This is a genomic window from Flavobacterium sp. K77 (assembly GCF_021608205.1).
GTDB lineage: Bacteria > Bacteroidota > Bacteroidia > Flavobacteriales > Flavobacteriaceae > Flavobacterium > Flavobacterium turcicum.
Genome location: NZ_JAKIHO010000008.1, coordinates 102,958 through 114,882, shown reverse-complemented (window position 1 = coordinate 114,882; position 11,925 = coordinate 102,958). Strand labels below are relative to the sequence as shown.

10 protein-coding genes are annotated in these 11,925 nt (G+C 35.0%); 1 reads left to right on the top strand and 9 read right to left on the bottom strand.

Annotated elements, in window-relative coordinates; translation table 11 throughout:
• Together L1S34_RS13575 and L1S34_RS13570 are read right to left on the bottom strand one after the other, a co-directional pair.
• The coding region (locus tag L1S34_RS13575; protein WP_236364464.1) for a hypothetical protein at nucleotides 1–2,439 on the bottom strand (2,439 nt) is incomplete at its 3' end.
• A 656-nt stretch (nucleotides 2,440–3,095) separates the two neighbouring features.
• Nucleotides 3,096–3,968, bottom strand: coding sequence for an AraC family transcriptional regulator (locus L1S34_RS13570; protein ID WP_236364462.1), 873 nt, complete (start codon nucleotides 3,966–3,968; stop codon nucleotides 3,096–3,098).
• Between the two features lie 188 nt (nucleotides 3,969–4,156).
• On the opposite strand from L1S34_RS13570, the gene L1S34_RS13565 reads away from it, so the two are divergent.
• The gene (locus L1S34_RS13565; RefSeq protein WP_236364460.1) at nucleotides 4,157–4,753 is read left to right on the top strand and encodes a T9SS type A sorting domain-containing protein; all 597 of its coding nucleotides are present in this window, start codon (nucleotides 4,157–4,159) and stop codon (nucleotides 4,751–4,753) included.
• 56 nt (nucleotides 4,754–4,809) lie between these two features.
• Here the strand turns inward: L1S34_RS13565 and L1S34_RS13560 are convergent, their stop codons facing one another.
• From L1S34_RS13560 to L1S34_RS13530, 7 genes are all read right to left on the bottom strand, one after another.
• Nucleotides 4,810–5,523 carry a DsbA family oxidoreductase gene (locus L1S34_RS13560; protein ID WP_255710829.1) on the bottom strand — a complete coding sequence of 238 codons (714 nt, stop codon included), beginning with the start codon at nucleotides 5,521–5,523 and terminating at the stop codon, nucleotides 4,810–4,812.
• Between the two features lie 169 nt (nucleotides 5,524–5,692).
• A complete protein-coding gene (locus L1S34_RS13555; RefSeq protein ID WP_236364456.1) occupies nucleotides 5,693–7,063 on the bottom strand; it encodes an NADH-quinone oxidoreductase subunit N in 1,371 nt (456 codons plus the stop codon).
• A 12-nt stretch (nucleotides 7,064–7,075) separates the two neighbouring features.
• Nucleotides 7,076–8,518, bottom strand: a complete 1,443-nt coding sequence (locus tag L1S34_RS13550; RefSeq protein WP_236364454.1) for a complex I subunit 4 family protein — start codon at nucleotides 8,516–8,518, stop codon at nucleotides 7,076–7,078.
• A gap of 9 nt (nucleotides 8,519–8,527) precedes the next feature.
• Complete coding sequence (gene nuoL, locus L1S34_RS13545) at nucleotides 8,528–10,411, bottom strand: NADH-quinone oxidoreductase subunit L (RefSeq protein WP_236364452.1); 1,884 nt, start codon at nucleotides 10,409–10,411, stop codon at nucleotides 8,528–8,530.
• Nucleotides 10,412–10,417: 6 nt separating this feature from the next.
• Nucleotides 10,418–10,738 carry an NADH-quinone oxidoreductase subunit NuoK gene (gene nuoK / locus L1S34_RS13540; RefSeq protein ID WP_166139024.1) on the bottom strand — a complete coding sequence of 107 codons (321 nt, stop codon included), beginning with the start codon at nucleotides 10,736–10,738 and terminating at the stop codon, nucleotides 10,418–10,420.
• Nucleotide 10,739: 1 nt separating this feature from the next.
• Nucleotides 10,740–11,252 carry an NADH-quinone oxidoreductase subunit J family protein gene (locus tag L1S34_RS13535; protein ID WP_166139020.1) on the bottom strand — a complete coding sequence of 171 codons (513 nt, stop codon included), beginning with the start codon at nucleotides 11,250–11,252 and terminating at the stop codon, nucleotides 10,740–10,742.
• Nucleotides 11,252–11,797, bottom strand: a complete 546-nt coding sequence (locus L1S34_RS13530; protein ID WP_236364449.1) for a NuoI/complex I 23 kDa subunit family protein — start codon at nucleotides 11,795–11,797, stop codon at nucleotides 11,252–11,254. Before L1S34_RS13530 ends, L1S34_RS13535 begins: the two co-directional genes overlap by 1 nt.
• Nucleotides 11,798–11,925 lie beyond the last annotated feature (128 nt).

The window sequence follows — 11,925 nt, the reverse complement described above, 5'->3', positions numbered from 1 at the left end:
TGTTAATGTAAAGATCACATTGCTTCCCACATTTGGTGTAGGATTGTTTACTGTTTTAACAACCCTTACGTTGGATGAAGCGTCAACAAAGTTTCTACCTGTGATGGATTGAAAGCCAAAAACGTTATTACCAACAACACTATCATTTGCTCCATCTACATCTGAAAAATTAGAGAAACCAGTCAAATTTGTCTGAGTCACCGTGTAAGTACCTAAGCTCCCCACAGGAATGGCAAACGAATAGTTTCCGTTTGCATCAGTAGTTGTAGTTTGGCTGCTCGGCCCACTTAATGTTACAGTAGAACCTGAGATATTTCCACCACCATTTACTGAAACATTTCCACATAACAATGGTGAAGTCAAAACCGTGCCTTCTCTCCCTGTTAAAGTTATATCTTGAAAATAAATCGAATTGAGTCTTTCTACAGTAGTTCCACCTACAGCACCTATAGTAATAATCATCGACGAACGATTCTCAAAATAAGTTGTGTATGCAAATGCTGGCCCTACTCCTGTACCAGCTTGTACTGTAGTATTAGTTGCAGTTCCTCTAAAACTAGTTGCAGTAGTTGCAAATGTTAAATTAGTGGGATTAGAATTAAATCTTGCATCTGGCAAATTCATTTCTACATATTCTCTTAAAGTACCATTATCTCCATCAACATCTAATGCAGATGCATAATAATTCAATCGCACCGGATTTGCAAAAGTTCCTCCCGCAGTAACGAAATTAAATGTAAATGTAATGCCAACGGGATTAGCTCCATTCGTTAAAATCGAAGGTTGGAAAGCTGCATCAAAACCATCCACCCCTTCCGTCGCAGCAGGCTTATCGAAATCAACAATAGTTGGAAGCCCGCCTGAACCATTGATAGCTGATATCGTAACTAACGCGTCTACTCCAGCTGTTACAGCTGGGAAACGATATACATCTCCCTCATTTGGGACACCATCGTTAGAACCCGACACAAATACAGGATTTTGAAAATTTAAACTAGAAGCTGTTATCGCACTGGAATTACAAGCCCTCTGAGAAGAAGCATCATAAGGAACAGTAGTAAATTTTGAATTATTATTCCCCGGGGTTGGATCGGCTTCATTGGCTGCAATACTCGCTGAATTGGCGTAATTACCTGTTGCATTTACAGTTGCCGTGATGGTTAATGTTGCACTTTCTCCATTGGCTAATGGACCTATTGCCCAAATTCCACTCCCACTAGTATAATTACCTATTGAAGGATTTGCACTTACGAAAGTATAACCGCTAGGTAATAAATCTGTGACATTGACGCCTGTTGCTGATCCAGGCCCAGAATTATTAGCTGTCAAGGTAAAAGTAACATTGCTTCCAAATGAAGGTGTAGCATTGTCGACTGTTTTATTGATGGCTAAATTAGCAGAACCGTCAACAAAATTTCTACCAGTAATAGAAACAAAACCAAATACATTATTATTAATTGCACTGTCATTTGCACCCTGAACATCGGAAACATTAGAATAACCCGCTAAATTGGTTTGAGTAACATTGTAAGTACCTAAATTTGCAACCGGGATAGTAAACGAGTAATTACCAGAAGCATCTGTAGTAGTACTTTGATTGTTTGGTCCTACTAAGTTTACAGTAGAACCTGGTATACCTCCTCCACCTTGTAAAGAGACATTACCACAAAGTAAAGGTGGGGTTATTACAGTGTTAACAGGAGTGGTATAAGTTATATTTTCGAATAAGAGAGAGAATATTCTATCAACATTTACAGCAGTTCCTGCTTTTCCAGTTGTTATTGTTATTGTGTTCCTGTTTTCATAATAAGAAGTAAAAGAATAAACTGGATCATTATTTGTACCTGCCACAGTAGTTGTCCCTGAAGTACCACGGACAAAACCAACCGGAGTAGTTATTATAACTGAAGAAGGATTATTCCTCACATAAGCATCTGGTGTTGGCATTTGTACAAATTCCTGCACTGTTGTGCTTCCGTCGACGTCAATAGGAGTTACGTAAAAATTTAAGTTTACTGGATTAGCAGCTGTTCCACCAGCGGTAACAAAATCAAACCTAAAATTTGCTGCAGCTCCAGACGCAGTGCCTCCACTAATAGTTGGTTGAAAAGCTCTATTGTAACCATTCGTACCTTCGACAGCGGCAGGTATGTCAAACGAAGCGGTCGCAATGCTTGCCCCACTTGTGTAGGGAAGTATAGTGACAAGTGCATCCACACCCAAAACAACAGTTGAAAATCGGTAAACATCTCCAGCATCCATTGAGGCATTATTAGACCCTGATACAAAAGTAGGGTTTCGAAAATCTAAACTTGCCGCTGTTATAGCAGTACTGCTGCAACTCCTTTGAGAAAAACTCTTGACCGTAGAGGTAAGTGCAAAAACAACAAATAAGAAAGATAAATAAACTCGTGACTGACTTTTAGTAAAGTTGTGCATACGCTATGATTTTTTAATCTGTTTTTTTATTTCAAATAGGAAACCGAATTGTTTCGACTTCCTTTTTTTTTATGTCAAAAATTTTTAACTACTTAATTGTATCGAAAGAACAAAATAGTAATTCACTAATCCATCTTCCATTTTTACCAACAAACCAAGAATTAATCAAGTGGTCCATTTGAATCTAAGCTAGTTTAAACTAGATGTACGTTAAAAATATCTTAACGGTTTTGTTAAAAATGAAAATTTTATTTTGGAGACAAAGTTTACAAAAAAAATCATAAAATCAAATACATTTTTAGAATGACGGCAATAATTCCTAAAATAAAACACTTGTATATCAACACTTTTGACAATTCCAATGATTTTCATCACAATTTAAAATCATAAAAATTTAACATTTGATAATCTAAATATTGATTGTAAGGCGTTTATACCTTAGTAAAACGTTTTAACATCCATAATAACACGCAACTTTAAGCAATCAATACGAACCTTGAAACAAACAATAATAAAATTAATAAAAGGGAAAATAAAAAATAAAAACTTTCGACGAATAGACAAAATGTGTAGCTAAACAGTAAAAAATGTAGTTTAATTAGTAGTGAACTATAAATTCGAGCCAGAGAACTATCTTAAAAGCATAAATAACATCACTACTCTAATACCGAAGTGAATTGTTTACGATATTGCGAAGCACTCTTTCCTGTAAAGGCTTTAAATGATTTGTTGAAATAACTAAAATTATTAAATCCACTTTCAAAACAAATTTCGGTAACACTAATCGGATTTTCGGCTAGCAACTTGCAAGCGTGAACCAAACGATAATCGTTTACGAATTTGGTAAAAGTTTTATGGGTAATTTTTTTAAAATACCTACAGAAGGAAGGGACGGTCATGCTAACTAACTGCGCTATTTCTTCAAGACTAATGTGCTCCTGAAAATGATCTTTCACATAATTAAAAACTAAATTAATTCGATCATTATCCTGCATTTGCATTTCGAGCAAAAAACCATTAGCATTCAGAACTAAGGCGTCGTCAGCTTGTTCCAATTCATGAAGAATCTCCAGCAAACATAGTACTCTTTCGAACGGATTTTGTAAGGCCATCTTTTCTATCTTCTGACCTACTTTGATCTTCGTATTTCCTGTAAAAGCTATCCCCGCTTTAGCTTGGGTAAGCAAATTAAGTATCGAAATAAACTCTGCTTGGTTAAAAAAATTATCACCCAAAAACTCCGTTTTGAATTGAATAACAGTCTCAGTTCTATTGCCAGTTTGTTCATTAGTGAATCCACAATGTGGCAAATTACTACCTATTAAAATCAAGTCACCATCAGTATAATAGGATATGTGACTTCCTATTTGACGTTTACCAGAACCACCATTTACAAAAACAAGTTCAATTTCCGGATGGTAATGCCATAAGTGTGCTTTACTATTTTCATTTTCTATATACTTCGAAAAATAAAATGAACTCCCAAAAGAAGGCACAATAATTTCAAAAGCTGGTGGAATTGATTTCATACGTAACAATCTAAATATCAATGTAAATGTAACAAAAACCATTAGCATATTTACCACGAATTAACCTAAATCGTTTTCGTAAAAGGTAATATAGCACACAAATATGAAAACCCAGCATCATTACTACCTAAACAACTACCGTAATTTAGCAGCAGATAAATATCAATAACATCTAACACTTAACGATTATGAAAAAGATTTTAAAATTTAGTTTCTTGCTAGCTACACTAGTGTTAACTACAAAACAAGTACGAGCAAAAAATATTGATTTTTCACTGAATTTAATTAAAGAAGATGGAAAAACAGTAAGTTTTAGTTTGAAAGAAATCAATACAATTGCTTTGTCTATTTTCGACAGCAACGACGCTTTGATTTTTCAAGAAAAGATGACCAATCAAGATGAGATAAACAGATCATACGATTTAACAGCACTACCTGATGGAGTATATTTCTTAAAGGCTGAAAGCGATCGTAAAATTGCTACGTACAAAATCGAAGTGAAAGGTCGAGTAGCTAAGCTAGGAAACACAGCGATTTCTACCGTGTACAAACCTGTAGTTGTAAATAAAAATGGAATGGTAACTGTAAACGTTCTAAATGCAGAACAAAAGACTGTAAAAATAACTGTTTACGGCGTAGACCAAGCCGAACTGTACACTCAAGAAATAGGTACCGCTCAATACATAGGTAAAGTTTTTGATTTGAAAAATGTACAACCTGGCAAATACACTTTTGAAATTAAGAACAACGGTAAAACATTTGTAGAAAATATAACTATAAAATAAAGAAATCCAAAAAAGAAAAGGCTGCACTTATAAAATGCAGCCTTTTTTTATACTTATTAACAGCCTTCAATACCACAGCTATCTCCAGAAACATCATTAAGTAAATGCGGTTTTATTACAAAATTACCTTCGTCCCAAACTTTCTCCAAAGTCTTCACAAAAGTCTCAACATGTTGTGCTCCAGATACAGCATATTTATTGTCGAATGCAAAAAAAGGAACACCTTGAACTCCTATAGCATTAGCCTCAGCTATGTCAGCACGAACTTCGGCAACATACTTATCTGATGAAAGCACCTCTTCAATTTCAGTAGAAGAAAGTCCTACCACAAGCCCTAAATCCGATAGCGTATTATTGTCGTTTACATCCTTGCCATCCGTTAAATATGCTTTTAAAAGCAATTCTTTTAATGCATCACCTAGCTTATACTTTTTAGCTAAATGCAACAATTGATGCGCTTTTAGGGAATTAGCCATAATTGCTTTTTCAAAATGAAAATCCAATCCTGAATTAGCAGCATTCTCAGTCATGTTGCCCAACATCTCTTTAGCCCAATCTGTATCTTTTCGATATTTTTCAGCCAAATGATCAACCAAGTTATCATCAGGAGAGGCAACGAAATTAGCATCTAACTGAAAACTCTTCCATTCAATCTCCACCGCATCTTTGTATTGGAACTGTTCAAGTGCAGCTTCTAGCCTTCTCTTTCCTATATAACAAAACGGACACATAACATCCGACCATATTTGAATTTTTAAAGTATTTTGCATCTGTTCTACAATTTAAAAAATTATTGTTTGTATATACAAATGTACAATACTAAATACAAAACACGACAGCCATTATGCTTTAATTAAGAGTATAACACTAAATTTAAAACATAAAAAAACCATCAAAATTAATTGTGATGGTTTTGTATAATTGAGAATATTTTTTCTTTTAAGAAATAAGGTCTAACACTACTGAAGGAAACAAACCTAATGCAATATTCAAAACTATTGCAATAACAGCAACTGCATAAATTATAACCGGCGTTCCAGTTCTCGTCTCATTCGCATCTTTAGTGAACATGGCTAATATAAGTTTGAAATAATAACCAACACTGATAATTGAATTGATCACAGCAACAATAACTAGGGTAAGATATCCAGCTTTTATGGTATCACTAAACAAAACCAACTTAGCAAAGAAGCCTGCAAAAATAGGAATACCTGCCATAGACAGCAATGCAGCAGTCAAGATCACGGCTAATAATGGGTTTGTTTTTCCTAAACCATGAAAGTTAACAATATCTTCATTATCTCTATTTTTACATACATACAACACAACACTAAAAGCTGCAATTCCAGCAAGTGCGTAGGCAGAAGTATAATACAATAAACTACCTGCAGCAGTAGACAGACTTAGTAAAGTCATCAACATAAAACCCGCGTGCGATATACCTGAAAAAGCCAACATTCGCTTTACATTAACTTGACGCAATGCCATAATATTTCCAACCGTCATCGATGCCATAGATATAATCACAACAACTAATTGGAAGGATTCAGAAACATCAGCATTCATTACCGAAAGTAACTTGAACAAAGTAGCAATCGCTACCACCTTAGCCAAAGTACTCATCAAAGCCGTGGTTAATGCCGGAGAACCTTCGTAAACATCTGGAGCCCAAAAATGGAACGGTACAGCAGCGACTTTAAATAACATACCAATGGTCAGCAAAACAATTCCGATAGGGAACCAAATAGGCAATTCGGCCGATTGTGAAAGTTCGCTGATTTCAGTAACATCAAAACTACCCATTGCTCCATAAATTAAACAAATACCAAACAGTATGATACCCGAAGCAAATGAACCCATCAAGAAATATTTCATCCCAGCTTCGTTACTTTTTAAACTCAAACGATCACTAGCAGCCAAGATGTAAAGTGCAATAGATAATACTTCGATTCCTAAAAAGAACATAGCTAAATTTCCAAAGGAAACCATAGCAACAGCGCCGGCTAACAAAAATATTTTTATGGCAATAAAATCCGAAATTTTAGACTGCTTTTGTTCATAAAAATTGTGACCCAAAGCGACCAAGAAAATTGTCAAAACAATAAACAATGATGAAAATGCTCCTGAAAATTTACTGACAACAATCATATTATTGTAGAAACTAGCAGGCGTATTCATTTCAGAAATTGTCAAACCAAGCACACCCAAAAGACCAATAATCGTAAATGGAACAATGGCTTTACGTAAATTAAATATTTCAAATAAAAGGCATAAAACACCTAATCCTATTATAGCTATTAATGTATTCATTTCTTATTTGACTTAGTTAATTCGGTTGATTTGTGTTAAAATTTCTTCAAGACTTGGCGTAATCAAGTCGGTTATTGGTTTAGGATACATTCCGAAAAAGAACAACACTCCAATAATGATAATAAAAGTAATCGCCTCAGATAAAGTAATGTCAGTAAATACTTTGGTATTGGTTTCTCCTAACATCACATGCTGGTACATTTTCAACATGTAGTATGCTCCCAAAATAATAGTTGTTCCACCTAATATTGCGAACCAAACATTGATTCCGTATAAACTGTAAAGAACCGTAAACTCCCCAACAAAGTTAAAGGTAGTTGGTAATGCTACAGAGGCCAAAACCAATATTAAAAATAATGAACTAAATTTAGGAGCTTGAGTTCGCACACCACCCATTTCTGAGATTAATCTAGTTTCATATCTACGGAACAAAACTTCAGCTGCATAAAATAATCCAACAACAACAAATCCGTGAGCGATCATTTGTAAAACTGCACCACGCAATCCATCTAAAGTTAATGTATACGTTCCAGCTGCAATTAAACCTACGTGTGCCAAAGATGAGTAAGCTAATAATTTCTTCAAATCTCTTTGTCTAAGTGCAACTATTGATCCGTAGATAACACCTGCAATACCAAGACCTATGAAAACAAACATATACTCTTTAGCAGCTAAAGCAGTAAGAGGTAATTGCCAACGGATAACACTGTATAAACCCATTTTTAACATGATACCCGAAAGTAACATGGTTCCAACGGTTGGCGCTTTTTGGTAAACAGCAGCCTGCCAAGTATGAAAAGGAATCAAAGGAATTTTGATTGCATAGGCTAAAAAGAAAGCAAGGAAAATCCAAAACTGCTCGTCGGCTGACAAATCCAATTGATACAAATCTTCTAAAAGTAAACTTCCTGCTTTTTGGTACATGTACACAAAAGCAACCAACATAAATAAAGAACCTGCAAGGGTGTAAATAAAGAATTTAACAACCGCCCTTTTGCGAGACTCAGAATCCCCATTACCCCACAACAAAGCTATAAAGTAAATAGGAACAAGTGCCAATTCCCAAAAAACATAATACAACAATCCATCACTAGCTAAAAACGTTCCGACCATTGCAAAGGACATAAACAAAACTAATGCGTAGAAAGCTTTCGCATTTTCAAATTTAGAACCCAATGAAGAAAGGATAATCACTGCTGTAAGAACGGTAGTCAATAACAACATGGATATTGATAAACCATCTACTTTAAGTGCAAAAGAAATATTAGGTTGCGCGATCCATTGCTGAATGAAATTGGCATTTTGACCTAAATTATATTGATTTAGTATAACGATAGAAGTCGCAGCTGCCACTATACTGAAAAGTAAAGCTACTTTTGAAGCTAATTTATCACCCGAAAGAAAAGTGACAAAAGCACCTACTAAAAGAATAATTAAAATAAGAGATACATTCATAATATACGATTATTGAGCTAAGAATAAATAAGAAACGATGGCACAAAGACCCAACACAAATACAAAAAGATAAAGTCCGATACTTCCAGTTTGTATTCTCTTACCTTGATAGCTTAATTCATTAGTCACTTTTCCAAACCCTAAAACTAAAGCTGATAAACCAGTTTCAACAGTATCTCTAAAAAAGTTAGAAAGAGCATTGATTGGTTTCACAAATATTGAATCGTAAACTTCATCAACATAATACTTGTTGTATATCGTTTTAGATAATCCAGTTAACGCTTCGTCTTGAACAGGAACATTATTTTGCTTCACAAATTTGATGTAAGCTAGACCAATACCAAATAATCCACCAACAACAGCAACACCCATCAACATGTATTCAGTAGTACCTAAATGATGCGCGGCGGTAGCTAACTTTGGTAAAATCGGAATTAAATAGTGATTCAACCAACTGTTTCCTGGCAAACTAATAACACCACCTACTGTAGCTAAAATTGCTAATATTATTAATGGAATGGTTATTAAGGCTGGACTTTCATGTAAATGATGTTTTTGCTCTGCAGTTCCTCTAAATTCTTGAAAGAAAGTCAAGAACATCAAACGGAACATGTAAAAGGCGGTCATTATAGAAGCAATAGATGCAACAATCCATAATGGAATATTATGATGGAAAGCAACTAACAATATTTCGTCCTTAGAGAAAAATCCTGAAAACAAAGGAACACCAGAAATAGCTAATGAAGCAATTAACATCGTAATAAAGGTAATTGGCATCGCTTTACGTAAACCACCCATATTACGCATATCTTGTTCGCCGTGCAAAGCATGAATAACCGACCCTGAACCTAAGAACAAACAAGCTTTAAAGAACGCATGCGTGATTACATGAAAAACAGCTACTTCATAAGCTCCTAAACCTAAAGCCAAGAACATTAATCCCAATTGCGAAACTGTAGAATAAGCCAACACTTTTTTAATGTCGTTTTGCAACAATCCAATAGTAGCAGCAACCAATGCAGTTACAGCACCTACAATTGCAATTACATTTTGAACATCTGGTGTTAAATCAAATAAAAAGTTCAAACGTGTTATCATAAAGATACCCGCAGTAACCATGGTAGCCGCGTGAATCAACGCAGAAACAGGAGTTGGTCCTGCCATTGCATCTGGCAACCATGTATATAAAGGTATTTGAGCCGATTTACCACAAGCTCCAATAAACAATGCGAAACCTGCAACAGTAAGCCAATACATATCCACATTACTTCCGGTTGTGATGGCCGCTTTTAAACTAGTATAATCAACAGTCGAGAATAAACTTCCTAAGATGAAAATTCCAATCAACAATCCTAAATCCCCAATACGGTTCATGATGAAAGCTTTCTTTGCAGCATCATTGTACTCTTGATTTTTGTACCAAAAACCAATTAACAAGTACGAGCAAAGACCAACACCCTCCCAACCGATAAACATTACCAATAGGTTACTTCCTATTACTAAAGTGATCATGAAAAAGATGAACAAATTCAAGTAAGCAAAAAACTTATGCATGTTTTCGTCATCATGCATGTAACTGATGGAATACAAATGAATCAATGATCCGATTCCTGTTACAAAAAGCAACCACAATAAAGACAGTTGATCCAACTGAAAGCCGAAATCAACTTTAAAATTGCTAATCTGAATCCAATCAAACAAAGCTATGCGAATACCGTCCGGTTGCGCTGCTAATCCTCCAAAAAAGTAAACCGTAGCTACAAAACTAACTACAACTGCCAATGTACCTATGACACACGATACCCTTTTGCCAAGGCTTTTGCCAAAAAACACATTCAATAAAAATCCTAAAAAAGGAGCAAGAACTAAAACTAAAGCTATATTGGTATTCATCTCCATTTATCCTTTTAAGTTTTTTAAATTATCAATAGTAATTGAACCAAGGTTTCTGAAAATAGAAACTAAGATAGCCAATCCTACTGCAACCTCTGCTGCTGCAACAGCCATCGAAAAGAACACAAAAACTTGTCCTTGTGCATCTTGATGGTAAGTTGAAAATGCTACAAAAAGCAAATTCACCGCATTCAACATAATTTCGATAGACATAAATACGATAATGGCATTTCGTCTGTACAACACTCCAAAAATACCAATACAAAAAAGTATGACACTCAAGAATATGTAATTTTCAATACCAATGTGGTTTAAAATATTATTCATCTTATTTCTGCAATTTTTCTTTTTTAGACAATAATACTGTTCCTATCATCGCAACCAATAATAATATCGAAGCAAATTCAAACGGAACCATGTATTCATTCAGCAACACTTTACCAAGCACTTTGATTGATTGATAATCCTCACCGGTAGTTACATATTCTCCAACAATTGGTTTCGAATTAATGAAAATCAATATTAAAACTGCACAAATCAAACAGAACGAAACAATAGCTCCTAAACGGGTAATCCGCGGGCGATGCACTTCTTTTTGTTCATTCAAATTCATTAACATGATCGTAAAGAGGAACAAAATCATGATAGCTCCTGAGTAAACAATGACGTGAACTATTGCTAAAAACTGCGCATTCAATAAAAGGTAATGTCCTGCGATAGAGAAAAAACAAATCACTAAATAAATAGCACTATGAATTGGGTTTCGACTAAAAATAGTTAAAAATGCGGTGGCTAAAGTAATTGCAGCCAATACACAAAATATGATAAGTACTGTAGACATTAGTTCGCGTTTTTAAGTTGAGTATTTTTCATAGCCATTTCCAAAGGCATTACTAATCTGTCTTTACCAAAGATAAAATCTTCTCTCTCATAACTTGAAGGCACAAGAACTTTACTTGTTGTAAGGTAGATAGCATCTTTCGGACAAGCCTCTTCACAAAGACCACAAAAAATACAACGCAACATATTGATTTCATAAATAGAAGCATATTTTTCCTCGCGATACAAATGCTTTTCATCCGCTTTACGCTCTTCAGCCTTCATTGTAATAGCTTCAGCTGGGCATGATAAGGCACACAAACCACAAGCGGTACAGTTTTCACGACCTTGTTCGTCACGCTTTAACATGTGTTGTCCGCGATAAACCGGACTCATGGTACGTACTTGCTCCGGGTATTGAATGGTAACCTTTCTAGTAAACAAATGCTGAATGGTGATAAACAATCCCTTGATAATCGCAACAAGGTACATGCGCTCCCAAAAAGTCATCTCCTTGTTGGAGACTAACTTTTTTCTTCCCGATAAGGATATACTTTCTATTGACATTTTCTATTTTTATTTGAAGCTTATTCCTGCTATTCGTTTCAATCTTTTATCCTGATAAAAATCAGGCTAAAAGGATTTCCACTACTATCAGGGCTAGGACTTACGGTAAACAATTCTAATTTCTTCCT